Below are 23,992 nucleotides of genomic sequence, written 5' to 3'. Positions count from 1 at the left end.
TTGATGTATAAGATTAAACTTCAGCATTTTGAAGGGCCTTTGGATCTGCTCCTTTTTTTTATCAAGAGAGATGAACTCGATATCTATGATATACCGATATCGAAAATCACAAAAGATTTTATCGAATACCTCAGGTTGCTGGAGCAGCTGGACCTTGAAGTAGCAGGAGATTTTATCCTGATGGCAGCAACTTTAATGCAGATAAAGGTCAAAATGCTCCTGCCTAAGGAAATTGATGAAAAAGGAGATGAGGTAGACCCAAGGGCAGAACTTGTAAAAGCCCTGCTCGAATATAAGCGTTATAAAGAGATGTCCGAGGAATTCATCTACCTCGAATCGAATATGAGGAATTACCAGTTCAGGGGGAATTATGAACTGGATGAAAAAGAAGCGCCACATGATTTTAATATTCTCCTGAAAAATGTGACACTCTACGACCTGATCAAAGCATTTAAGAAAGCCATTGCAGAACGCCCTGCTGAACCGGTTCATCAAATAAAAAAATGGAATGTTACTATCGACGAGCAGATGGATTATATTGCCAATAAACTGGACGGCGGAAAACAACTTAGTTTTATTGAGTTGATGAAAGATCTTGCTAATAAGATTAAAATAGTTGTCACTTTTATTGCAATGCTCGAAATGGTTAAAGCAGGTAAAATTGGCCTCAGGGAATCAAAGTCATTAAACGATTTTATTATTTATGGATTGGCAAATGGATAGTCTCTACATATCTGTAGTAGAAGCATTAATATTCGCAGCTGATGATCCGATCTCTTCCAACGAGATTATTACGGCTATAAAAGCAATTGACGGCAGCGATATCTCCGTCACCGACGAAGATGTTGAAAAAACAGTAGATGAGTTGAATGAAAAATATTCTCAGGGAGGCAACGCGTTTACTATTCTTAAAATTGCCAATGGTTACATCCATGCTACTAAACCGGACCATGCAAAATACGTCGGCTACCTATCGACCGAGAAGAGTAAAAGAAGATTAAGCCAGGCAGCCCTTGAAACGCTGGCAATTATTGCCTATAAGCAGCCTTTAACCAAACCTGAGCTCGAATCGATTCGCGGAGTCAATTCCGATTATACAATAAATACACTACTCGAAAAAAACCTGATAACAATACAGGGACGTGCCGATACAGTTGGAAGGCCTCTACTATATATAACAACCGATGAATTTCTTAAATACTTCGGCTTGAGAAATATATCCGACCTGCCCAAACCAAGGGAGATTGAGGAAATTATGAAGGATGAAGATTTCCTGGAACAGAAAAGAAGAATTATGATGAGCGGAATTGAAGAGACAATTGAAAATGAAACGGGCAATAGCACCGAACCCGAACAAGAATCTGAACCTGAAATAGAAACCGAAGATGAAAGTACGCCTGAATAAATTTCTTTCCGAGTGCGGTATTGCATCCCGCAGAAAATCCGAGGAATATATAAAAGAAGCCAGGGTTTCTGTAAACGGGAAAATTGTTACCGAACTGGCTTCGCTTATCGACGAGGGAAATGACATAGTTACACTCGACGGCGAAAAAATTAAGCCGAAGAAGAAAGTCTATTTCCTCCTTAATAAACCCCGGGGATATGTTACTACTACCGATGATGAAAAAGGAAGGAGAAAAGTAACCGACCTTATCAAAACAAATCAGAAGATCTATCCGGTCGGCCGGCTTGATTACGATACAACCGGAGTACTTATTCTTACCAATGACGGTGATTTTACAAATTTTCTTACGCATCCGAAGAATAAAATTCCCAGGGTATATAAGGCCTCATTGAATAAGAAACTGCTGGAAGAAGATCGTCTTAAATTATTGAAGGGGATCTTTATGGATGGAAGAAAAAGCCGCTTCGATGAAATTCAGTATTTAAAGAAAAATATTCTGGAAAAGATTTATGTTACGGCTACAGAAGGCAGAAATCATTTTGTGAAAAGAATGTTCGAAATAATCGGTTACAGGGTTACAAATCTTGAAAGGATTTCTTACGGAATTTTTAATGTTAAGGAAATACCAGCCGGCAGCTATAGAAAATTGGATCTGAGTGAAATTGAAAAAGTATATAAGACATATAACAAATAGTATTATCCTTTCTTCATTCCTTTTTTGTAATGTGACCGGACAGGTGAAAGATACAGCTACAGTTAAGAAGCAGACATTTCACAATTCACTGGAAGAGCTCCGGGAACAACTTGATGATACATTCAACGATCCGAATGTCAGCAACGCTTTCTGGGGTGTTTTGATTAAATCTCTTAAAACAGGCGAAGTTATTTATAAACGTAATTCGGATAAACTCTTTAATCCTGCTTCTAATATCAAATTATTTACATCATCGGCTGCACTTTTTCTGCTTGGACCAAATTATGTTTACCAGACGGCATTATATGCCAACGGCGAAATAAAAAACAACCGGCTGGAAGGTGACTTGATAATCCAGGGATCTGGAGATCCTACAATCTCAAACCGTTTTTTAAGCGGGAACATTACAGGTGTTTTTGAATCGTGGGCGGACAGTCTAATATCCCGCGGTATAAAGGAAATAACAGGAGATATATTAGGAGATGACGCACCGTTCGACAATCATGGACTCGGTCGCGGGTGGTCCTGGGATAATGAATCAGCCTGGTTTGCAGCTCCGTCGGGCGCACTCAGCTTTAATGATAATACAATTACTGTAGTCATAAAACCTTCAGAAACCGGGTTTCCGGCAAACATAGAAGTAATACCGAATACGGCTTATGCATCCCTTATAAAAAAAGTTATTACGTCTAATAACAACTCGCAAAACACAATTTCTGTTTCCAAATTAAGAGGCACAAACGTAATAAGCGTTTCAGGAAGCATTGCAAAAGATTCGAAACCTGTTATTGAACATATTTCAATTTCTGATCCTACAATGTTTTTCTTAACGGTATTCAAGGAAGTTTGCGGACAGAAGGGAATCTCTGTAAAAGGGAAGATCGGCAGCATAGCTTCATCACAAAAAATTATACTGACTGAAAACCTATCGCCACTTATTCTTCATGAATCAGTTCCGATGCATATGATTCTAAAAGAACTGAATAAGCACAGCAATAATTTTTACGCGGAACAGATATTGAAGACGATCGGTTACGAAGCATATAATTTCGGTACTACGGAAAACGGCGTTAAAGCATGCAAGGAACTTTTTTACTCGATGGGTGTTAATCCGGAAAATATGGTTATGGTTGACGGCTCCGGTTTATCCCGGCTAAATTTAGTATCGCCACGTCAGATAATAAATCTTTTAACCTACGTTTACAGTTCAGAGGAATATGAACCGTTCTACGATTCGCTGCCTGTTGGAGGTGTTGACGGAACAATCGCAGAAAGGATGAAAAGAACTTCGGCAGAAAATAATGTTAGAGCAAAAGCCGGTTTCAATGAGAATATTTCTTCTCTTTCGGGTTATCTTAAAACCACCGGCGGGGAAACTTTTGCGTTTTCTATTATTGTAAATAATTTTTTAGTTTCGCCAAGTTTAATAAACTATATAATTGACAATGTCTGCAACCGACTTGTGAATTTTACAAGAAATTAATCGGAGGAAAATTTGGAAATTGTTAATCCGGAACAGGAATATAATTCATTAGTTCAAAGAAGACGCGAGGAGTTGAAAGAACTGGTTGAGAAAGGGATAATGCCTTTTGCTTACAGTTATGAAGTGGATAATTATTCGACAAATATTAAGAATAGTTTTGAACTGCTTGAGAATAAGGATGTTAAGATTGCCGGCAGGATAATGGCAATTAGAAGAATGGGTAAGGCATCTTTCGCCCATATTCAGGATAAAGAAGGCAGAATTCAGATCTATTTGAAAAAAGACGACATCGGAGAGGTTTACGATATTTTTAAACTTCTTGATATTGGCGATATAATTGGTGTTAACGGATACGTATTTAAAACTAAAACAGGCGAGATCTCCGTACATGCCCGTTCGTATCAATTGCTTTCAAAATCGCTGCTGCCTATTCCAATTGCTAAAGAAGCTCTTGATGAGAACGGCAACAAAATAGTTTACGATCAGTTTGCTGATAAAGAACTGAGATACCGTCAGCGGTACGTTGACCTGATTGTTAATCCGGAGGTGAAAAAAGTTTTTATTACCCGTTCAAAAATTGTTACTGAAATACGTAAGTATCTGGATGAAAAGGGAATTATAGAAGTTGAGACACCAATTCTTCAGCCTCTTTACGGCGGAGCTACAGCGCGTCCTTTCATAACCCATCACAATGCTCTTGATGTAGACCTTTATCTGCGCATTGCCGATGAACTCTATCTTAAGCGCTTAATTGTGGGTGGATTCGACGGAGTTTACGAAATATCGAAGGATTTCAGGAACGAGGGAATGGACAGAACTCATAATCCGGAATTCACTATGCTCGAGCTTTATGTTGCTTATAAAGATTATTTCTGGATGATGTCGTTTGTTGAAGAGATGGTGGCTTATGTATGTCAAAATGTTTTCGGTACTCTCGAATTCGAAATTGAAGGAAACAAAATCAACTTTACTGCTCCCTGGCAGAGAATTTCTATGGTTGATGAAATTAAGAATATCTCCGGTATTGATGTAATGAGCACGACTTACGACGAGCTTGTTAAAGCTCTTAAATCCAGAGGCGTTGAAATAAAAGGAGGCGAGAGTAAAGGAAAATTGATCGATGAGCTTTTTGAAGTCACAGTGCAGCCGAAATTGATTCAGCCGACATTCATTACAGACTATCCGGTTGAACTTTCTCCATTAGCAAAAAAGCACAGGACAAGAGAAGGATTAGTTGAAAGGTTTGAAGGATTTGTACTCGGCAGAGAAATCTGCAATGCTTTCAGCGAGCTGAATGATCCTATCGACCAGAAAAACCGATTTGAAGATCAGGGTAGAATGAGAGAGGAAGGCGACGATGAGGCCCACCAGATTGATGAGGATTTTGTAAGAGCACTCGAATTCGGTATGCCTCCAACTGCAGGCCTTGGTGTTGGAATCGACAGACTTGTAATGCTTCTTACTAATCAGTCATCCATTCGCGACGTAATTCTATTTCCTCAAATGAAACCGCAAAAGTAAACTGATGAAACAGTATATAAAACAAATACCGGTTTATGCAATCATTCTTCTGATCGGACTCTACGGCGGAGTAAAACTGAATGACTTCATTTTTATTTCAGGTTCCAGTCAGGATGTTAAAAAATTCAGTGATGTGCTCAGATATACTGAAAATCTCTATATCGATTCTTTAAAAGGGTCAGTTCTAGTTGAAGAAGCGATAAAAGGAATGTTCAACAGTCTCGATCCTCATACTGTGTATATTCCAATAAGTGAGCAGGAGGTTTCAGAAGAACAGTTAAGGGGAAATTTTGAAGGAATAGGAATTGAGTTCCAGATTATAAAAGATACTATCGTTGTCGTTTCCGCAATTACCGGCGGGCCAAGTGAATCGGTTGGAATTCAATCCGGCGACAGGATAATTAAGATCGATGGGGCTAGTGCAGTGGGACTTTCCAATAATGATGTCATTAAAAAATTGCGGGGTAAAAAAGGTACGAATGTTGATGTTTCCATTCTTAGTCCGGGCAATTCAAAACTTGTAGACTATAAAATCAGGCGGGACAGGATAAATCTTTATTCGGTTGATGTCGCGCTGATGTACAATGAAACGATAGGGTATATTAATCTTACCCGATTCTCGGAGACTTCTACGGAAGAGATAGAGCAAGCCCTCTCAACTTTAAGTGAATCGGGTATGAAGGGACTGATTCTCGACCTCAGAAATAATCCCGGAGGATATGAGGACCAGGCAGTTAATATTTCCGATTTTTTTATTGACGGCGATAAAATTATTGTAACAAATAAAGGCAGGATAGACCGTTTCAACGAGGAATTCCGTGCCTCAAAATCATTTCCTTATGAAAAACTGCCGCTGGTAATTCTCGTTAATAGGGGGAGCGCTTCGGCGAGTGAAATTGTTGCAGGTGCTGTTCAGGACTGGGACCGGGGACTTATTGTAGGAGAAACAACATTTGGCAAAGGACTTGTCCAAAGATCAATTTTACTGGATGATAATTCAGCCGTAAGAATTACAATCGCCAGATATTTAACCCCTTCAGGCAGAGCTATACAACGAGAGTATTCGGATAAAGAAAAATACTATTCGGAATTGATAGATATAGATTCTGTAGTAAATGAATCGCAAGTTTATTCGGGAGCTCAAGATACGCTCAAAACGATGTTCAGGACAAATAATGGAAGAAAAGTTTTCGGCGGAGGTGGAATTACTCCGGATTATAAAGTAGTGACAGGTGAAGAAACACCTTACTCAATGGAACTTAGAAGGAACAATGCGTATTATCAGTTTATAAGGAAGTATCTCGACAGCAACGGGAAAGATATTAAAGGTAAATATGATTTAAAATCATTTCTGGAAAACTATTTTATCTCTGAATCAGTTATGAATCAGTTCGTAAAGTTTGCAGAGTCCCTTAATATTAAATTTAATCTTGAGCAATACAAAAGAGATAATCATCTGATCGGGATAAGACTTAAAGCATTTATAGCAAGAGATCTCTTCAAGGATGAAGGATGGTATTCAGTCCTATTAAGAGATGATAGTCAGTTTGTAAAAGCACTTCAGTTAATTGATGAAGCGGGTAAAATGATTTCGAATTAATAGTAAATCAGGATTAAATGAACGACGATAAAAAGTTCTTACATAATACATTAGAAGGAGAGAATAAATTATTTCCATATGGTGACCTCTTTCCAAAAATAAATAAGACTGTCTTTCTTGCACCCGGCTCTAAAATAGTTGGGGATGTTGAAATTGATGAAGACTCATCCGTCTGGTATAATTGCGTTGTACGGGGTGATGTTAATTTTGTAAAAATAGGAAAGATGACAAATATCCAGGATCTTTCTATGCTCCATGTTACAAACGGCAAATTTCCCCTGATAATTGGCAATAAAGTAACTGTCGGCCATAGCGTTACTTTACATGGATGTAAACTGAAGGATCTTTGTCTCATCGGTATGGGAGCTGTCGTACTGGACGGCGCAGTGATAGAGGAAAGATCTATGGTGGCTGCAGGGGCAGTTGTAAGGCCTGGTTTCTTTGTTCCGACAGGGAAATTAGCGGCCGGAGTACCGGCAAGCATAGTAAGAGATCTTTCCGAAGAGGAAATCGAGGAATTTGAAATATCGGCAAAACGATATGTTTCTTATACTAAAACAACCGTTGATTCATTAATAAAAAGCGGTTATAAATTTTAATTACAGGTGTATAGATGATTAAGAATCTGACTGTCTCATCCGAAAAGGGAATCAGAATTGACAAAATGGCCGTACATAAGTATGTCGGAAGGATTAAATCAATTCTTCAGCTTGATGTCACTTCTCTCGAAATTAATTTCATCACAAACGAATCTATTATTCCTGTAAATAAGAAGTTTCTTAGACATAACTATGCTACAGATATAATAACCTTTAATTATTCGCTTGAAAGTAATAATTTAGACGGCGAGATTTTAATTTCTGCAGAAGCAGCAAAGGAGAATGCAGGAAGATTTAAAACTAAATACGAAACAGAGATAAGACGTTTAATAATTCACGGCATTCTTCATTTAATAGGTTACAGGGACAAAACTCCAGCACAAAAGAACTTAATGCGTGCGGAAGAAGAGAGGTTACTTAATTTAATAAGTAACTTTGAAAGGATAACACAATAATAATATGAAGAATAAAATTGTGGAAGTAATAACACATATACTTGAATCGCTGAGCAGGAATATACCGCTTGAAGATATCAATCATAATTTATCTAAAAGTAAAGATTACGACGAGCAGACTCTTGGAATAGCGTTCAGTTTGATTTATGATAAAATGCTTTTGAATAAAAAACATGAAAAAAAGAATTCTTCGGTAAGCAAAAGTAAAAGGATATTAACTGAAGATGAGAAAGACATACTAGGTATGGACAACCATAACTATATACTGCACCTTACAAATCTCGGTCTGATGGATATTGAGAATCTGGAATCCATACTTGAACAGATTCATTTCTACCCTGAGAACAAATTAACCCGAAAGGAAATTAACTGGATGATTTTGGTTTCGTTGATCGAGATTGATTCTGAGTTCCCTTCCGGAAGCAGATTACACTTATATACTTCAGATTCAGTCAACTAACGGTGAATTGATGAGCAAAGACCTGATACTTGTGGAGTCACCCTCCAAAGCAAAAACAATTAATAAATATGTCGGCTCTAAATATGTTGTTGAAGCTACTGTCGGACATATCAAAAATCTTCCAAAGACAAAACTTGGTATTGACCTTGAAAACGATTTTAAACCGAGTCTTGTAACCATTCGCGGTAAGAGCGATATAGTAAAAAAAATAAAGAGTCTCGCCGGTAAATCCAAAAAGATATTTATCGCAACCGATCCTGACCGCGAAGGAGAAGCGATTGCCCAGGATGTTATTGACATTCTCGACGCAAAACATAAAGAAAAAATTGAGCGTGTTCTGTTTAATGAGATTACGAAAAATGCAGTTAATAATGCTCTAAAAAATCCGGTTAAAATTGATGAGCACCTTGTTATCTCTCAACGCGCTCGCAGGGCGATGGACAGGATTATTGGTTATAAGGTTAGCCCCTTCCTGTGGAGGGCTGTACTTGACCAGTACGGAAGTTCTCTTTCAGCCGGAAGAGTTCAGTCGGTTGCTTTAAGGCTTATTTGCGAACGTGAAGACGAGATAGACAATTTTATATCTACCGAATACTGGTCTATTGTTGCCATATTCACCACAGAAAAAGGGGAGGAGATAAAAGCCAAGCTCTTCGAGGTTGACGGCAAGCAGATAAAAATTCCTCCTAAACCGGAAATGACCAGTGAGGACTGGGATGAATTCCTGAGAGAGAATTTTGCGATATCAAACGAGGAGATTGCACTTAAAATTCTGGATGAAATAAAAGCAGCCGGAGTTTTCCCGATTTCCGATCTTACAAAAAAAGAATTTAAAAGAAATCCTTTTCCTCCTTTCATAACAAGCTCATTGCAGGCGGAAGCCTCCCGTAAGCTAAGGTTCAGAGCGCGTCGTACAATGATGCTTGCACAGAATTTATACGAAGGTATTGAACTTGGTACTGAAGGAATTACAGGTCTAATAACATATATGCGTACGGATTCTACACGATTGAGCGAAGAGATTGTAAACGATTCCAGAAAATACATTCTTGATATTTACGGGGAAAATTTTATTCCTGAAAAACCAAGGAATTATGAGCAGAAGAATAAAAAGAATGTTCAGGACGCTCACGAAGCAATCCGCCCTACATCTCTGAAGTATACGCCTGAATTCGTAAAACCATTTTTAGACGACGCGCAGTTTAAACTGTATGAGCTTATCTGGAAACGGTTTATTGCATCTCAGATGGAACCGGCAAGGCTGGAAACAACAACCGTTAGCATTAAAGCAGGTAAGTATATTTTTCGTGCAAGCGGAACTGCAGTTCTATTCGAAGGATTCCTTAAGGTTTATGATGAGGAAACCGAAGAAAGTAATGACGAAAATAGCAGTTCTTTAAGAATCCCCGCAGGGCTTGCGATTGATCAGAATTTAAATTTAACTCAAATTAATCCCAATCAACATTTTACAAAACCGCCTCCACGTTACACCGAAAGTTCATTGATTAAAGAACTGGAATCAAACGGAATAGGCAGACCAAGTACTTATGCAATGATTGTAGGTACAATAGTAGACCGCAGATATGTTGAACAAATCGATAGAAAACTTATACCAACAAAACTGGGCAGGAAAGTAAGTTCGATTCTGGTTCAGAATTTCCCGGATATCTTTAATGTAAATTTCACGGCAAAAATGGAAGGTGAACTCGATTTAATTGCCGAAGGTGAAATTGAATATCTCCAGGTATTAAACGATTTCTACATACCGTTTTCAGAGTCGCTTAAGGAAGTGGAAGCAAATCTAGAAAAGATTAAATGCGAAAAGTGCGGATCGGATATGGACATAAAGATCGGCCGTTACGGAAAATTCCTGGCATGTACTAACTATCCGGCTTGCAGTAATATTAAATCGCTAAAAGAAGTCAGTAATGGTTCAAGCGAACCTGAATTTACAGGTGAGATTTGTCCAAAATGTAATTCAAGAACTGTTTTCAGGGAAGGCAAATTGGGCCGATTTATAGGATGTGAAAAATATCCGGATTGTGATTTTACAAAAACAATCAGTACCGGTCTTAAATGTCCTAAATGTAACGAAGGTGATATCATTCCACGCAGGACCAAGAAAAGAAGAATCTTTTTCGGATGCAGCCGATACCCCGAGTGCGACTATGCTACCTGGAAATTACCAAAGCCAGATGAAGAACCTGTTCAGGAAGAGGAAGAATATTAAAAAATCCTTGATTTCAATTGATTAAAAAATCGTTTAGTTTGGACGAAGTTATCCGGCAGACGCTTCAGGAATTATCAGGAGTAAGCAGAGCTGCGGAAAATACTATTGAAGCTTACAAAACTGATTTGAAGGATTTTGAAGAATTTTGCAATGCAAATAACCTAAATGAAATAGATCAAATAACAGAAAAACAGATCCGCAGGTTTGTAATCCTGCTAAATGAAAAGAAGCTATCTAAAAGTTCTGTATCAAGAAAATTATCTTCGCTTCGGAGATTATTTAATTATGCTCTTAGAAACGAATTTATTGAAAAATCACCATTACGGAAGATTCCAAACCCCAAGGTAAAACGAAAGCTGCCGGGAATAATAAACCTTGATTCTTTTTTAGAAATTTATAGATTGATAGATGAAGATAATTCCAATGTTGACAAAACAAGAGATAAAGCAATTTTCGAATTATTGTACGGTTCAGCACTTCGTGTTTCGGAATTATGCAGCTTAAATACAGGCGATGTTGATTTTAAGAGAATGAATATCAGAATATCAGGAAAAGGTTCGAAAGTTCGAATCGTACCTCTTGGAGCTAAATCATCGGAGATATTAAAGCAATATTACGATTCAATATCAGCTCAACCTTCGCAGATGCCTCTTTTCAGGAAACCGGATTCGAAGAGAATCGACAGGTTTATTGTCTACAGAATTGTAAATAAGTATATGAGTAAAGTAACTGATATGAAAAAAACCAGTCCTCACGTTTTAAGACATACAGCGGCAACTCATATGTTAGACAGGGAGGCGGATATAATGGCGGTTAAAGAAATTCTTGGGCACGAAAATTTATCAACAACGCAAATTTATACACACGTTAGTATTGAGCGCTTGAAAAAATCATATAAAAAAGCACACCCAAAATCATAAAGGAGTCGTTATGAACATTCAAATTACATCGCGTAAATTTAGAGCAAAAGATTCCTTAAAAGATTATATCAAAGAAGAAATTAAAGGTCTTGAGCGTTTCAACGATCAGATACTTGATGTGAACGTAGTACTTAGTTTCACTCATCAAACTGATTCAATCAAGACTGCTGAACTCACTCTCAAAATACCGGGTAAAATAATTTCTGTATCTCATGAAAGTGATGAATTTGAAAAAAGTGTTGGCGGGGCTTTAGAAAAAGTAATTAGGCAGTTAAATAAAATCAAGACTAAACGTATTTCAAGGAAAAAATCATGAAAGTTAGTGAGAAGAATATCTCACGGAAAGACTCTATTTCGGTTGAGTTCCTCTATAACAATATCAAAGACCGATTCAATATAAAACTGCTGAATGATACAGTCGGTTTCGACAGGCTTATAAAAGACCAGAATTTACACCGGCCGGGACTTCCGCTGGCCGGTTTTCTGGATCTATTCTCATTTAACCGTGTTCAGGTTTTCGGCAATACCGAAATGCGTTATCTAAAAAATCTTTCGGTAAAAGAAAGAAGAAAATCCCTTGAAAATATTTTTAAGTTCGACATACCATGCCTCATCATAACAAATGATAATAAACCTTACCAGGAAATGCTTGAACTGGCAAATCAATATAATATCCCCGTATTCGGTTCAGTTTATTCGACAACAAAGTTATTCAACCTTATAAGCGATTTTCTAGACGACCAGTTCGCCCCAAGATTATCAATTCACGGTTCATTTGTCGATGTCTACGGAGTTGGAATGATGTTCGTTGGAAAATCCGGAATAGGGAAGAGTGAAGTTGCCTTAGATCTGGTTGAACGCGGACATCGACTTGTTGCAGATGATGTAGTAATTCTTACAAAAAAAGGGGAAGGTATATTAATGGGTTCAGGTACTGAACTTGTTAAGCACTTTATGGAACTGCGCGGTATCGGTATTATTGATATTAGAAGTATGTTTGGTGTAAGAGCAATCAGGTTTCAAAAACGTCTTGAGGTAATTATAGAACTTGAAATCTGGAATGATAAATCGGAGTATACGCGGACCGGCCTTGACGACACAACCTTTACATTACTCGATGTTGATATTCCATACATTAAACTGCCAATATTGCCGGGGAAAAATATAACAGTAATATCCGAAATAATTGCTCTTAATTATCTGTTAAAGCATTACGGATATGATGCTGCGAAAGTTTTACAGGACAGGATAACACGTAAGATCAGCCTGAAAACGAACAAAATGGATCGCTCTGTAGATTATTTTGAGCATGATTTTGAATAATTATTCCAGAATACTGTTCTTGACTGAATAGTATTGATTTATTATCTTCGCAACCTCGAAATGCTATGAAAAAATTTTACTACTTTTCAAAATCGAAGCTTAAATTTGTCGAAATACGTAATTTCTACAAGAAATTCGTATTCCTCGTCCTGTTTTTTTCCGTTCTTATTTCATTCTTCCTTTTCGGATCCTACCTTGTATTCGATGGATTTATAAATCCTGATTCCGAAGTTAAAGCTCTCAAACGCACTAACACTCAATTGAAGGAAAAGTTTAATGCGCTATTGGAGCAGTATAATAACCTTGATAGCAGAATTACTGCTTTGAATGATCAGAGTAAGGATTTAAGATTAGCAGTCAATCTTGAACCGATGGAGGAACAAGAGGAATTTTTTGGAATTGGCGGTTCAGTTTTCTCTCCGATTAAAGGATCCAGTCCGGGTAGTATTGCAAGTTTTGTCGAAGATCTTGAAACCTATGTAAATAAGGTATCTTTGAAAGTAAAACTTGAAAAGAGTAATTACGAAGAAATTGAAACGGCACTTAGTGAGAATGAAAAATTATATACTGCTATACCGGCAATTAGGCCTTGTGAAGGAAGAATTTCAGATGATTTCGGTCTGAGGTTTCATCCTATATTAAAAATAAGAAGAATGCACAATGGAATAGATATAATTAACGATATCGGTACCAACGTATATGCACCGGGTGGCGGGGTTGTAGAATTTGTTGGAAGAAGGGGAGGGCTCGGATTAACGCTTGAAATCGATCATGGTTTCGGATATAAAACAATATACGGTCATCTCAGTAAAATAAATGTTAAGCAGGGACAGAATGTTACGAGAGGTGATCTGGTAGCATTAACCGGTAATTCAGGTTCTTTAACTGTTGGCCCGCATCTTCACTACGAAGTAAGACATAATGGAATTCCGCTTAATCCGCGCAATTTTATTTATGACGATGTAGAACTTTTTGAAATAGTCAAAAAATAAAACCTATCAGGAGAATTAAATATGATTTGGACCGTCGAACTAGCTTCCTATTTGGATGACGCTCCTTGGCCGGCAACAAAAGAAGAATTAATAGATTATGCAGAGAGAATCGGGGCTCCTTTAGAGGTTGTTGAAAACCTTCAGGAACTAGAAGACTCGGATGAACCATATGAATCAATTGAAGATATATGGCCCGACTATCCAAGTGATGAGGACTTTTTCTATAATGACGATGATGAGTTTAAATCTTAAGATCGGGATTATCGGATGAATGAACTCTGGGAGAATATTTTCGAACAGGAAAATGCCAGAAAAATACTTAATAATTTTTTTTCAATAAGGCGTGTACCACACGCCTTTATTTTTTCCGGTTCTGACGGAGTTGGTAAGTTCAATACTACTCTTGAATACTGTAAAATCCTTTATTCTCAATTTGATGATAAGCTGAAGGAGAACGCACATAAAAAGATTGCCGATTTACAGGAACCGGTTCTTAAATACATTTGCCCTTTACCCAGAGGCAAAAATGAAATGGCCGAAGACTCGTCAACCGATAAACTTTCTGAAGATCAATTGAAAGCTTTTCAATCTGAGTTACAAAAAAAAATAGAAAATCCTTTCTATAAGATTGAAATCGACGGTGCTAACACAATAAAAATCAGCAGTATCCGTGAAATAAAGAAATTCATGACTACCTCTTTCGACGAATATCCTTTAAGATTTATTGTGATAGATGATGCTCATTTTATGAATGATCAATCCCAGAATGCTCTATTAAAGAGTCTTGAGGAGCCGCCGGAAGGATTCTACTTTTTTATACTTACAAGCAGCACGGATAAATTACTTTCTACAATTGTATCGCGATGCTGGAAAATTGAATTTGAACCGTTAAGCAGAAAAACCGTTTCAGAACTACTGACGAACCGTTTTGGTATCGATAAGTTACAGGCTGAAAAAGCAGCAGTTTTTTCTGAAGGATCTGTTCAAAGGGCAATATTATTGCTTCAGAATCAAATTGATCAAATTCTTCAAAATATCATAGCTTTTTTAAGATTTGCGATGGCCAAAAGATATAATTCAGCTTTCCTGGAACTTAATAATTTAACTACCGATAGAACCAGCGATGAACTAAAATTAATTATCAGTTTAATTAAGATTTGGTTCAATGATGCCGTTAAGAACCAGTTTGATTTTGATTATTACTACTATCTCGATTTTCAGGATACTTTTAAAAAGTTTAACGATCGGTATGGTAAATCTGACCTTGAATCTTTAATCGACCGACTGACTTTATTGGAAGAATCGTGCGACCGTAATCTCAACTTGAATGTATTATCTCTTAACCTTATATTTGAATTAAGCGGACTGAAAATAAGGAAGTAAAAGGTGTACCATATAGATTTGTCCTTCCTCAAAAATCATTCGGTTAGTTCTGCCGAGGAACCATCCGAAGAGAAATCATCAAATAATTTGTATGAATCTTTAATCGTTGGTAAAATCAACCAGCATTTATGCAATAAGAGTGGTTGTTTTTTCTGCTATTCTGAAATTGAGCAGACTATTCCGATTGATGAGAGAATTATTGCCGAAGTTGAGTGCAATGGTCTCCTGAATTGCAACTATTGCCTTGTTCAACCCGAGTTGATTAACCAGATATTTCCTGAAGATTTTGTTATTGTTAAGAATGAAGACTCGTTTGAAATAGCCCAGATTAAGCTGATTGGTGAAATAGTCCGACTTAAAAGACACGCACAGGGTTTGTACGGTGAGGATTTACCATTGGTTGTAAGAAAAGCTGCAGCTGAAGACCTTGAACGCGTAAGGAAAAATCTTCATGATGAAGAAAGAGCAGTTCCTTTTTTCCGTACTGCCATAAACAAATTTAATCTCAACATGAAACTTGTTGACATTCACTTCCAATTTGATCGAAAAAAATTATTCTTTTTCTACACAGCTGACGGGCGTATTGATTTCCGTGAACTGGCAAAGGAACTGGCCTCTGAATTTAAGACCCGCATTGAATTAAGACAGATTGGTGTTCGGGATGAAGCTAAGAGAATTGGTGGAGTAGGGACTTGCGGCAGGGAATACTGCTGTAATTCCTTTTTATCGAGTTTTCGGCGTATTACGACTCACCTTGCTACCGATCAGAATCTTTTGTCGAGTATGGGTAAACTAAGCGGACCATGCAATAAATTAAAGTGCTGCCTTTCATTTGAAATAGAATAGTTTCGGGATCACGTTGTATTTGCTCCGATATCTTATTCTTACTTTTGATCCTTTTTACATTATATTTTTCATTACTATAATTGAGGTAAATAAATGGAATTTAAGAAAATTGCAGTTGTTGGTTCTGGTACAATGGGCAATGGAATAGCTCACGTATTTGCAATGAATAATTTTGAAGTTTTTCTTGTGGACGTCAATCAGAATTTACTTGATAGAGCTATTTCTGTTATTTCAAACAATTTAGATCGAATGCTTAAAAAAGAATTAATATCAGAAGATGCTAAACTATCTGCTTTAAGATCAATTAAGCCAATCATTGGTCATCAAAATATACCCCAGGATGTTGATTTAGTAATTGAAGCAATATATGAGAATAAAGATGCTAAAGTTAGACTTTTTAGCGAGTTAGAAAAGATTATCCAAAGTAGTGCTATATTTGCTTCTAACACCTCATCAATTTCTATAACTGAAATTGCTTCAGTCTCCAGACCTGATCAATTTATTGGTATGCACTTCATGAATCCTGTTCCAATTATGAAATTAGTAGAAATCATTCGCGGTTTTTCAACCAGTCAGTCAACATTTGATGCCATAAAGGAATTGACAGCTAAGATTGGAAAAGTCCCTGTAGAAGTGAATGATTATCCTGGTTTTATATCGAATCGAATTCTAATGCCGATGATTAACGAAGCGATTTTTGCTCTATACGAAGGAGTTGCCCGTGAAGAGGAAATCGACAATGTTATGAAATTAGGAATGAACCATCCAATGGGACCGTTAACGCTTGCCGATTTTATCGGTCTGGATGTTTGTCTGGACATAATGAACGTGTTATATAATGGCTTTAACGATCCTAAATATCGGCCTTGTCCATTGCTTAAGAAGATGGTAACTGCTGGTAAACTGGGTCGGAAAAGCGGTCAAGGATTTTACAAATATTAAGACAATATTACATAATGTATATTATGTAAACTATTCTATAAACCGCTGAAAGTTAAGTATAAGTAGAGAATTATTACGAAGATAATAATTATGAATAGGCTGCTCCTCTTTCTTTTTACTTTTCTTTTAAGGTTTCTGAAACCGAGATTTCTTTTCCTTTTTTCCTCTTGATCCTTCTCCGGATCATAAAACCGTGGCTGATAATCAAATGGTTTTGGCTTTGGTCTGCGTATAAACATTTCTTTATTACTCCTTAAATAGTGCTTCAACAAAAATCTGAGAGTCAAATGTTTGCAGGTCATCTATTCCTTCACCAACTCCAATATATTTCACAGGTATTTTAAGCTCAGAGCATATGTTAAAAACAATGCCTCCTTTTGCCGTTCCATCAAGCTTGGTTAGTACAATACCGGTGATATTACAATATTTCTTAAATTCTATACACTGTAACAATCCATTTTGTCCGGAATTTCCGTCCAGAACCAATAAGATTTCATTGGGAGCATCAGGTAATAAATTTTTAATTACTTTATCAATTTTTCCGAGTTGATCCATTAGATTCTTATGAGTATGAAGTCTTCCTGCAGTATCAATTATTACAATGTCAGTATCATTGCTCTTTGCGGCAGTTAAAGCATCAAAAACAACAGCAGAAGGATCTTTCGATTGAGTGTTAAACACAGGTACACCTACCCTGCCAGCCCATAACTCCAGCTGCTCGTTTGCAGCGGCCCTGAAAGTATCTGCTGATGCAATCAACACACTGAAACCCGAAGTTTTGAATATTTTAGACAACTTTGCAATTGAAGTTGTTTTCCCGGAACCATTCACACCAATAACAAGTATTACATAGGGCCGTTTTGACGTCTCAATTTCTGTAGAAGAATTACTGCAATTACCGATAGTCTGAATCAATTCTGATTTTAATAACTCCTTAATTCCTGAGACAGAACGATCATCGTGATTACGGGCCTGGACTCTCAATTTTCCAATAACGGTTTCAGTAATCTGGAAACCGATATCTGCCGATAATAGAATTTCTTCGAGTGCACTGATTGTTTCCTCGTCAAAACGCACCTTACCTGTAAAAGTCTCAGTAATTTTATTAATTAAATTGGAACGGGTTTTATTTAGGCTTTGCTTTAATTTATCGAAACTAATGTTCTTTAGAAGGTTCATGTTTTCCCCATTTAATGGCCTCATAACCTCTGAGCCCATAACCAATAACAGAAAGTATACTCATAATAATACTGAGGTAAAAAAACGAATGATATATAAAATTAATTCTCGAAACTCCCGAAATTGTAATAATGATAAATATACCAATAGTAATCACAGTAATTTTTCCTAATAGATTTGAAGCGAGAACTTTTCCTATCTTCTTACTAACCCAGATTCCTCCAAAGAAAATAATGATATCCCTACAAACAATTATCCAGAAATAAATATCTATTATTTCTCCGCTTAGATATAATTGTGTAACAATTAGAATGACAAGCACTTTATCGGCAAGCGGATCAATTATCTTACCGAATTCCGATATTTTATTTTGCAACCTTGCGATATAGCCATCAGCTACATCGCTAAGCGCAGCTATAAAAATAAGTGCCAGAAGGTAATAACGGATTGTGAAATCGCTCTGAATTTCTTTTAACAGGAAATAAAATGGGATAGCTAAAAGTAATCGGAAGATACTTATATAGTTTGGTAGAGTATTAATCTCCCTCATTGATTGCATGAAGATGGAAGGCATCTATTCAATCCTTTTAATCATAAATTTCTTTATTAATCCCCTCATCAACTTTAACCGGATAAACCCCGGAAAAACATGCAGTACAAAAGTCGCTTGGTTCGTGGTCTACCATTGCTTCGAGCATTTCGTCAATTGTTAAATATTCAAGACTGTCCACGTCGAGGTATTCCCTAATTTTTTCAATGTCACTGTTAAATTTATTTGCGATCAATTCTTCCCTGCTGGGAAAATCCATTCCGTAATAACAAGGATTCTTAACAGGCGGCGAAGAAATCCTTAAGTGAATCGATTTCGGATTAGCTTCCCTCAGAAGTTTAACCAATTGTTTAGATGTAGTTCCTCTCACAATTGAATCGTCAATCAGGACAAGCGTTTTATTCTCAAGCACGCCTTTTACAGTGTTAAACTTTATTCTTACACCGACTTCTCTTTCTCTTTGACCCGGAAGAATAAATGTCCTTCCTATATAATGAGACCTGATTAATCCAATATCGAGTCTTGAAGGGATACCCTGTTTTACAAGCTGCGACTGAAAGCCAATTGCAGCCGTATTAGAACTATCCGGTACACTTATCACAATAACTTTATCACCGTCATTATCAACTACAGGATGTTTCTCCGCAAGAACTTTACCCAGTTTTCTTCTCAGTTTATCAACATTTGAACCGAATACCTTGCTATCGGGACGTGAAAAATAAATAAACTCAAAAATGCAATGTTTCGTATCGGCTTTAGAATCAGCGATATTAAAAGATTTTAAAGAATCATCTTTAATAGTATCTTCATCAATTACAACGAGCTCACCAGGATTAACATCACGAATATACTTTGCAGAATTTATATCAAGCGCGCAAGATTCTGAAGCGACAATATAAGTATGGTTAACCTTTCCAATACAAAGCGGTTTAAACCCGTTTGGATCCCTTGCTGCAATGAGTTTATCGTCAGTTAGAATTACGATGCTGTATGCGCCTTGAACCTGTTTAAGCGCATCAACGATTTGGTCAATTTGATTATCTAACTTGCTTTTTGCAATGAGGTGAAGAATTAATTCGGAATCGCTTGTTGTTTGAAATATTGATCCTTCATTAACCAGGCGTTCCCTTATCTCTCTTGCATTGGTCAAATTGCCATTATGTGCGATTGCCAAATGTCCTTGCCGGTAGTTTACAACAAAAGGTTGAATATTCTTCTCGGAATCGGCAGAGCCCGTCGTTGAATATCGGTTGTGCCCTATAGCAGAAGTTCCGGGAAGATCTCTCTCAAATAAATCCTGTGAATTAAAAACTTCTGAAACAAGTCCGAATCTTCTATGAAGATTAAAGACTTTTTTACCGTCTGGATTTATCGATGCAGTTACAATTCCGGCCGCTTCCTGTCCCCGGTGCTGGAGTGTATGTAAGCCATAGTAGGTATTTACAGCAGCTTCCTTGGATCCAATAATTCCAAAGATTCCGCAATATGATTTCGGTTTATCAGGCATTTTAACTTTGCAAAATTTGGGACACAATATAAAACATGAAAGGCACATATCAAATGTGCCTTTCATCTGAGTCGGAACGGCGGGATTTGAACCCGCGACCCCTTGAACCCCATTCAAGTACGCTACCGGGCTGCGCTACGTTCCGTTATATGAATGACTGAATTTGAGTTAGAATATTTTTTATTTCCTCAAGATCTTTTTTCAATGATCTTGGACTTTGTAAGGATGTTTTATCCAACTTTGCTTCTATACCGGGAACTTGCATCGGTAATTCCGATGAAAAATCCTCCAATATTTTTTTTGCTCCTTCAATCGTATACTTTTCTTCTCTTAAGAGTCTTTTTATCTGTAAGATTAATTTAATATCCTTATTCGTATAAATTCTATTACCTGCTCTGTTCTTTCCCGGTTTTAACTGTTCAAATTCTGTTTCCCAATATCTAAGTATATATTGCTCAAGTCCGGTAAGTCTGCTTACTTCGCTAATTGAATAGTATAACTTTTTTAATCCAAAGTCTTTCATAGCATTACCTTATTACTTACTTGAGACAAAATAAATTAATCTTGGTAAAATATCAAGGATCACAACTATTAGAAAAAAACTTTATTGCATTTTAGAATTTCTTTTGTAATAGATGGCTTAGAATATAAACGGCAGCTATATAACTTCGTTGCTTAAATCCGGAAATGTAACCATCGCATACAGATGAAGTTAGTGAATATTGCCTAAAATCTTCACGTGAAGCAATATTCGATAGATGAACCTCGATTTTAGGTATATCACATATTTCAAGCGCATCTCTTATAGCTACACTAGTATGAGAATACCCCGCTGGATTAATAATTAATGCGTCATGAGAATCCGGAGCACTCTGAACTAACCTTACTATCTCGTCTTCAGAATTAGTTTGAAAGAAATCTATGGATATTGAGGGGAATTCTTTCTCTAACTGGGAACGAATTTCAGTAAGATCATTTTCACCGTACGCATTAGAATTACGACGTTTAATTAAATTTAGATTAGGTCCGTTAATTACTATTATTTTCATGTGTTATCATTAAGTTCGTCAATAATTTCTCTAAGCTTTGGTGGAAGATATATATCCTCCACTCCTAATTCTTTTAATGCGGAGGTTAAGGTAATTACTTTTCTCTGCAGATTGGATAATTTGTTTATAACAATAATTTTATCCTCCCTCATTATGCAGTAGCCGCCTTTAAAGTCGCCCCTTTCGAAACGAACCTTTGCTCCCATCTGACTTGCAAGATCTCTCAAATCCTGAAGTATATTTTCAAATTCTTTCTCTTTAATTTTCATTTGATTTTCTAAGAGGTCTAAAAACTGACAGAAAAATTATTCCGATGTATGAAAATATTTCAATTAAAGAGAAACTGCTAAATACCTGCATCCTCTCTTTAATTTGTCCTATCAGTATTTCTGCAGAAATGGTTTCATAATAAATCCCGTTAAAGATTTGGTAATCTTTAATTAGTAAAAAGATCTCAAATGGCGCAGTAATAATAATCACCAATAATATTATCAATAGCCACCCTTCTTTTTTCAATTCAATTTTGTTCGTCAGGATAAATATTAAGAAACTTAAAATAAATGCCGGAAAAGTAATTATATTGAATAAAATTATTGGTGAAATTGTTTTAAATACTATTTCAAGATTATTGAAGTTATATAGCGATCTGAGAGATAAATTCTCCGGTTCAAAAAACTGATAAATAACAAGCTGACGCACTATATATCCGCCGAGCCAGAAAGAAAATGCAACGGCAGATAGAAATAAAAAGAATTTTGAAACTTTACTAATGTTTTTCATAAACCCTGAAGATTTTTGTCAAAAAATATAAAAAATAAATGAATCTTGCTTCCATTGATATCGGCTCAAATACAATTTTGCTTCTTATTGCCGAATACAGTCGGGAGTCTGAAAAGCTCACTCCTTTACTGAATTGTTATGAAGCACCCAGAATTTCAGCTCAGCTTTCTATGACAAATTTGATTTCAGCCGAGAAGATCGATCTAATGATGGATATTTTGGGAAAATATAAGGCGTTAATAGAAGAAAATAAGGTTGAAATTACCAAAGTTGTAGCAACTAAAGCCTTTCGAACGGCAGAGAATGGTAATCTGACAGCCAAAACAATACGTGAGAAATTCAACTGGGACGTTGAAATCCTATCGGGAGAAGACGAAGCTCGCTTGTCTTTCCTCGGATCCATTCCTTTCAGCAATCCTGCAAAAAAATTCTTGGTGGTTGACATTGGTGGCGGAAGTACAGAGCTGATTTACGGTTCAGAGTTATCCCTGAGCTTTAGAAAGAGTTATGATTTCGGCGCAGTCTCTCTGACAGAAAAACACAGCCCAAATAATCCATTAAAAATTACGGATATTAAGAAAATTAAAAAGACCATTATAGAAAATGCAGGAAGTATCCGGAACAATTTTAGTGCAATACCTGAGATGATAGCTGTTGCGGGTACACCCACAACTCTTTCCTGCATTAAACAGGGATTAAAAACTTATAACGAGGATCTAGTGGAAAATTCATTACTAACCACTCAAGATCTAAGAGAAATGATAGACATGTTCAGCAAGTACAGCAACGATGAGATATTAAATAAGTTTGGCGATGTAGTTACCGGCCGCGAAGATATTATTTTAACGGGTACAATTATTCTATTAACTATTGCCGATCTGGTTGGTATTGATACTATAAAAGTGAGTACAAGAGGATTACGGTACGGGATTCTTATCGATTACCTCACAAAATTCCGGTTAGAATAAAAAATCCCAAAATGACTGATAAGCTTAAAATGATTGTTTGCAGTGTGGCAATAAACAGGGAACCTATAAAATTCCTCATCTGAGCATAACTGGTTATTACCATAAGCACAAAACTCCATATTGCAAATAAACCTTCGATGAAAATAATTACATAGGAAGCTAACTCTTTAATAATGATTGGCGAGGGATTAAAACTAAACCAGTAAAAACCGAACAATGCGATCTGAACCGGTGATAACACTAACAAAGTAGCCGTAAATGGTAAAAACGAGTATGTGTATAGTGCTACATTATCCTTAAATCTCGTTTTTATTTTTAATTGATGCGTTACAATTTTAAACACAAATGCTATTAATACTATTCCTAAAATAAAAAATATGATTCCGGAAAATATTGAACCAATAAAATTATCTGAAAGATTTTCGTTAATCGAGAATGCATTGTTTAATATCCATAAATTCAAAACGAATTTTAGGCCCGAAAGGAATAATATTATTGAAATAAAATTTTTATGATCGGACTGTATAATAATTTCAGCGGCTTTAACAGGAGACTCAATTAGTTTCCCCAGAACGGACCAGAAATCAATATTGGATATTCGTGCTCTTAAAAAAGCATTGCAATTTGCGCACGTATAGGCATATAACGGATTTGAAGAGTTGCAACTATTGCATGTAAGAAAGTTTTTCAATTTAGAATTTAATTTTTACTGATAAAATCAGTGAGTTATCAACATTCTCTGAGACATCAAAATCGAATAGATGAGCATCCACAAATGCATCAACAAGATTCAGAAAATATGCTAAACCGATAAAAACCGCATTCAGATCTCTCTGGTCTCTATAGCGTTCCCGAAGGTCTAAATAATTTAGATTAGTGTTGTTGCTCAAGTAAAGATCCCTGTACTTTTTATAATTCGTATTACTATCAAACCAGAGGTAGCCTAAATAACCGATTGCACCCCATACGACAGGAATTTTCCAATAAGATTCATTATAAAATTGTCCCAATCCAGGTATTATCGCGCTTCTCAGAACTGCTCCCCATGGAGACTTGCTCATCACAAAATTAGATGTATCGGATTTGACGTTTTCCGTCTGCAACTG

The 23,992-nt window shown here is 36.6% G+C and carries 27 protein-coding genes and 1 tRNA gene; 19 read left to right on the top strand and 9 right to left on the bottom strand.

Going from position 1 to position 23,992, the window contains the following annotated elements:
• The first annotated feature begins 3 nt into the window (after positions 1-3).
• The 18 genes from PLZ15_10210 to PLZ15_10125 all read left to right on the top strand — a co-directional run bounded on the left by PLZ15_10210 (position 4) and on the right by PLZ15_10125 (position 16,853).
• Positions 4-723 (top strand): segregation/condensation protein A, encoded by a 720-nt coding sequence (locus PLZ15_10210; GenBank protein ID HOI30117.1) that lies wholly within the window; start codon positions 4-6, stop codon positions 721-723.
• Positions 716-1,405, top strand: coding sequence for an SMC-Scp complex subunit ScpB (gene scpB / locus PLZ15_10205; GenBank protein ID HOI30116.1), 690 nt, complete (start codon positions 716-718; stop codon positions 1,403-1,405). The genes PLZ15_10210 and scpB overlap by 8 nt, the downstream gene beginning before the upstream one ends.
• Positions 1,386-2,099, top strand: a complete 714-nt coding sequence (locus PLZ15_10200; GenBank protein ID HOI30115.1) for a pseudouridine synthase — start codon at positions 1,386-1,388, stop codon at positions 2,097-2,099. The genes scpB and PLZ15_10200 overlap by 20 nt, the downstream gene beginning before the upstream one ends.
• Positions 2,068-3,582, top strand: coding sequence for a D-alanyl-D-alanine carboxypeptidase/D-alanyl-D-alanine-endopeptidase (gene dacB / locus PLZ15_10195; GenBank protein HOI30114.1), 1,515 nt, complete (start codon positions 2,068-2,070; stop codon positions 3,580-3,582). The genes PLZ15_10200 and dacB overlap by 32 nt, the downstream gene beginning before the upstream one ends.
• A gap of 12 nt (positions 3,583-3,594) precedes the next feature.
• Positions 3,595-5,103: a lysine--tRNA ligase gene (gene lysS / locus PLZ15_10190; protein ID HOI30113.1), complete on the top strand. Its 1,509-nt coding sequence runs from the start codon at positions 3,595-3,597 to the stop codon at positions 5,101-5,103.
• A gap of 4 nt (positions 5,104-5,107) precedes the next feature.
• Complete coding sequence (locus tag PLZ15_10185) at positions 5,108-6,703, top strand: S41 family peptidase (GenBank protein HOI30112.1); 1,596 nt, start codon at positions 5,108-5,110, stop codon at positions 6,701-6,703.
• Positions 6,704-6,720: 17 nt separating this feature from the next.
• A complete protein-coding gene (locus PLZ15_10180; protein HOI30111.1) occupies positions 6,721-7,302 on the top strand; it encodes a gamma carbonic anhydrase family protein in 582 nt (193 codons plus the stop codon).
• Positions 7,303-7,316: 14 nt separating this feature from the next.
• Positions 7,317-7,757: an rRNA maturation RNase YbeY gene (gene ybeY, locus PLZ15_10175; GenBank protein HOI30110.1), complete on the top strand. Its 441-nt coding sequence runs from the start codon at positions 7,317-7,319 to the stop codon at positions 7,755-7,757.
• Positions 7,758-7,761: 4 nt separating this feature from the next.
• Positions 7,762-8,217 carry a DUF494 family protein gene (locus PLZ15_10170; protein ID HOI30109.1) on the top strand — a complete coding sequence of 152 codons (456 nt, stop codon included), beginning with the start codon at positions 7,762-7,764 and terminating at the stop codon, positions 8,215-8,217.
• A 10-nt stretch (positions 8,218-8,227) separates the two neighbouring features.
• Positions 8,228-10,447 (top strand): type I DNA topoisomerase, encoded by a 2,220-nt coding sequence (gene topA, locus PLZ15_10165; GenBank protein ID HOI30108.1) that lies wholly within the window; start codon positions 8,228-8,230, stop codon positions 10,445-10,447.
• A gap of 17 nt (positions 10,448-10,464) precedes the next feature.
• Entirely contained in the window at positions 10,465-11,367 is a 903-nt protein-coding gene (locus tag PLZ15_10160; GenBank protein HOI30107.1) for a tyrosine-type recombinase/integrase, read from the top strand.
• Between the two features lie 10 nt (positions 11,368-11,377).
• Positions 11,378-11,683, top strand: a complete 306-nt coding sequence (raiA, locus tag PLZ15_10155; GenBank protein ID HOI30106.1) for a ribosome-associated translation inhibitor RaiA — start codon at positions 11,378-11,380, stop codon at positions 11,681-11,683.
• Entirely contained in the window at positions 11,680-12,690 is a 1,011-nt protein-coding gene (hprK, locus tag PLZ15_10150; GenBank protein ID HOI30105.1) for an HPr(Ser) kinase/phosphatase, read from the top strand. Before raiA ends, hprK begins: the two co-directional genes overlap by 4 nt.
• Positions 12,691-12,755: 65 nt before the next feature.
• Positions 12,756-13,682, top strand: coding sequence for a M23 family metallopeptidase (locus tag PLZ15_10145; GenBank protein HOI30104.1), 927 nt, complete (start codon positions 12,756-12,758; stop codon positions 13,680-13,682).
• A gap of 21 nt (positions 13,683-13,703) precedes the next feature.
• On the top strand, positions 13,704-13,934 hold the full coding sequence (locus tag PLZ15_10140; protein ID HOI30103.1) for a DUF2795 domain-containing protein: 231 nt from the start codon (positions 13,704-13,706) through the stop codon (positions 13,932-13,934).
• Between the two features lie 15 nt (positions 13,935-13,949).
• The gene (locus PLZ15_10135) at positions 13,950-15,065 is read left to right on the top strand and encodes a hypothetical protein (protein HOI30102.1); all 1,116 of its coding nucleotides are present in this window, start codon (positions 13,950-13,952) and stop codon (positions 15,063-15,065) included.
• A 3-nt stretch (positions 15,066-15,068) separates the two neighbouring features.
• Positions 15,069-15,911 (top strand): regulatory iron-sulfur-containing complex subunit RicT, encoded by an 843-nt coding sequence (gene ricT, locus PLZ15_10130; protein ID HOI30101.1) that lies wholly within the window; start codon positions 15,069-15,071, stop codon positions 15,909-15,911.
• Between the two features lie 93 nt (positions 15,912-16,004).
• Entirely contained in the window at positions 16,005-16,853 is an 849-nt protein-coding gene (locus tag PLZ15_10125; GenBank protein HOI30100.1) for a 3-hydroxybutyryl-CoA dehydrogenase, read from the top strand.
• 246 nt (positions 16,854-17,099) lie between these two features.
• Here the strand turns inward: PLZ15_10125 and ftsY are convergent, their stop codons facing one another.
• From ftsY to PLZ15_10085, 8 genes are all read right to left on the bottom strand, one after another.
• On the bottom strand, positions 17,100-18,032 hold the full coding sequence (ftsY, locus tag PLZ15_10120) for a signal recognition particle-docking protein FtsY (protein HOI30099.1): 933 nt from the start codon (positions 18,030-18,032) through the stop codon (positions 17,100-17,102).
• Complete coding sequence (locus PLZ15_10115; GenBank protein HOI30098.1) at positions 18,010-18,606, bottom strand: CDP-alcohol phosphatidyltransferase family protein; 597 nt, start codon at positions 18,604-18,606, stop codon at positions 18,010-18,012. The genes ftsY and PLZ15_10115 overlap by 23 nt, the downstream gene beginning before the upstream one ends.
• Before the next feature lie 13 nt (positions 18,607-18,619).
• Positions 18,620-20,089, bottom strand: a complete 1,470-nt coding sequence (purF, locus tag PLZ15_10110; protein ID HOI30097.1) for an amidophosphoribosyltransferase — start codon at positions 20,087-20,089, stop codon at positions 18,620-18,622.
• Between the two features lie 71 nt (positions 20,090-20,160).
• Positions 20,161-20,234, bottom strand: a tRNA-Pro gene (locus tag PLZ15_10105).
• Entirely contained in the window at positions 20,235-20,612 is a 378-nt protein-coding gene (locus PLZ15_10100; protein HOI30096.1) for a MerR family transcriptional regulator, read from the bottom strand.
• 91 nt (positions 20,613-20,703) lie between these two features.
• On the bottom strand, positions 20,704-21,138 hold the full coding sequence (locus tag PLZ15_10095) for a type II 3-dehydroquinate dehydratase (protein HOI30095.1): 435 nt from the start codon (positions 21,136-21,138) through the stop codon (positions 20,704-20,706).
• Positions 21,135-21,407, bottom strand: coding sequence for a hypothetical protein (locus PLZ15_10090; GenBank protein HOI30094.1), 273 nt, complete (start codon positions 21,405-21,407; stop codon positions 21,135-21,137). The genes PLZ15_10095 and PLZ15_10090 overlap by 4 nt, the downstream gene beginning before the upstream one ends.
• Positions 21,397-21,918, bottom strand: a complete 522-nt coding sequence (locus tag PLZ15_10085; protein ID HOI30093.1) for a hypothetical protein — start codon at positions 21,916-21,918, stop codon at positions 21,397-21,399. Before PLZ15_10085 ends, PLZ15_10090 begins: the two co-directional genes overlap by 11 nt.
• 38 nt (positions 21,919-21,956) lie before the next feature.
• Here PLZ15_10085 and PLZ15_10080 point away from each other — a divergent pair, with 38 nt between their 5' ends.
• Positions 21,957-22,886 carry a hypothetical protein gene (locus PLZ15_10080; GenBank protein ID HOI30092.1) on the top strand — a complete coding sequence of 310 codons (930 nt, stop codon included), beginning with the start codon at positions 21,957-21,959 and terminating at the stop codon, positions 22,884-22,886.
• Between the two features lie 692 nt (positions 22,887-23,578).
• Here the strand turns inward: PLZ15_10080 and PLZ15_10075 are convergent.
• Positions 23,579-23,989 (bottom strand): DUF5683 domain-containing protein, encoded by a 411-nt coding sequence (locus PLZ15_10075; protein ID HOI30091.1) that lies wholly within the window; start codon positions 23,987-23,989, stop codon positions 23,579-23,581.
• Positions 23,990-23,992: the final 3 nt, after the last annotated feature.

Source organism: Melioribacteraceae bacterium (genome assembly GCA_035362835.1).
Lineage (GTDB): Bacteria > Bacteroidota > Ignavibacteria > Ignavibacteriales > Melioribacteraceae > DSXH01.
Note: the sequence above shows the minus strand (reverse complement) of the source record. Positions and strands in the feature narration are given on the sequence as shown.

What these genes read in the sequence shown, in the direction of transcription:
- PLZ15_10115 (HOI30098.1), bottom strand. Translation starts at nt 18,606, where the DNA reads ATGCCTTCCATCTTCATGCAATCAATGAGGGAGATTAATACTCTACCA.
- ftsY (HOI30099.1), bottom strand. Translation starts at nt 18,032, where the DNA reads ATGAACCTTCTAAAGAACATTAGTTTCGATAAATTAAAGCAAAGCCTA.
- topA (HOI30108.1), top strand. Translation starts at nt 8,228, where the DNA reads ATGAGCAAAGACCTGATACTTGTGGAGTCACCCTCCAAAGCAAAAACA.
- raiA (HOI30106.1), top strand. Translation starts at nt 11,378, where the DNA reads ATGAACATTCAAATTACATCGCGTAAATTTAGAGCAAAAGATTCCTTA.
- PLZ15_10095 (HOI30095.1), bottom strand. Translation starts at nt 21,138, where the DNA reads ATGAAAATAATAGTAATTAACGGACCTAATCTAAATTTAATTAAACGT.
- ybeY (HOI30110.1), top strand. Translation starts at nt 7,317, where the DNA reads ATGATTAAGAATCTGACTGTCTCATCCGAAAAGGGAATCAGAATTGAC.
- PLZ15_10145 (HOI30104.1), top strand. Translation starts at nt 12,756, where the DNA reads ATGAAAAAATTTTACTACTTTTCAAAATCGAAGCTTAAATTTGTCGAA.
- PLZ15_10210 (HOI30117.1), top strand. Translation starts at nt 4, where the DNA reads ATGTATAAGATTAAACTTCAGCATTTTGAAGGGCCTTTGGATCTGCTC.
- PLZ15_10135 (HOI30102.1), top strand. Translation starts at nt 13,950, where the DNA reads ATGAATGAACTCTGGGAGAATATTTTCGAACAGGAAAATGCCAGAAAA.
- hprK (HOI30105.1), top strand. Translation starts at nt 11,680, where the DNA reads ATGAAAGTTAGTGAGAAGAATATCTCACGGAAAGACTCTATTTCGGTT.
- scpB (HOI30116.1), top strand. Translation starts at nt 716, where the DNA reads ATGGATAGTCTCTACATATCTGTAGTAGAAGCATTAATATTCGCAGCT.
- PLZ15_10180 (HOI30111.1), top strand. Translation starts at nt 6,721, where the DNA reads ATGAACGACGATAAAAAGTTCTTACATAATACATTAGAAGGAGAGAAT.
- PLZ15_10170 (HOI30109.1), top strand. Translation starts at nt 7,762, where the DNA reads ATGAAGAATAAAATTGTGGAAGTAATAACACATATACTTGAATCGCTG.
- PLZ15_10200 (HOI30115.1), top strand. Translation starts at nt 1,386, where the DNA reads ATGAAAGTACGCCTGAATAAATTTCTTTCCGAGTGCGGTATTGCATCC.
- PLZ15_10090 (HOI30094.1), bottom strand. Translation starts at nt 21,407, where the DNA reads ATGAAAATTAAAGAGAAAGAATTTGAAAATATACTTCAGGATTTGAGA.
- PLZ15_10140 (HOI30103.1), top strand. Translation starts at nt 13,704, where the DNA reads ATGATTTGGACCGTCGAACTAGCTTCCTATTTGGATGACGCTCCTTGG.
- PLZ15_10100 (HOI30096.1), bottom strand. Translation starts at nt 20,612, where the DNA reads ATGAAAGACTTTGGATTAAAAAAGTTATACTATTCAATTAGCGAAGTA.
- purF (HOI30097.1), bottom strand. Translation starts at nt 20,089, where the DNA reads ATGCCTGATAAACCGAAATCATATTGCGGAATCTTTGGAATTATTGGA.
- PLZ15_10080 (HOI30092.1), top strand. Translation starts at nt 21,957, where the DNA reads ATGAATCTTGCTTCCATTGATATCGGCTCAAATACAATTTTGCTTCTT.
- PLZ15_10125 (HOI30100.1), top strand. Translation starts at nt 16,005, where the DNA reads ATGGAATTTAAGAAAATTGCAGTTGTTGGTTCTGGTACAATGGGCAAT.
- PLZ15_10185 (HOI30112.1), top strand. Translation starts at nt 5,108, where the DNA reads ATGAAACAGTATATAAAACAAATACCGGTTTATGCAATCATTCTTCTG.
- PLZ15_10085 (HOI30093.1), bottom strand. Translation starts at nt 21,918, where the DNA reads ATGAAAAACATTAGTAAAGTTTCAAAATTCTTTTTATTTCTATCTGCC.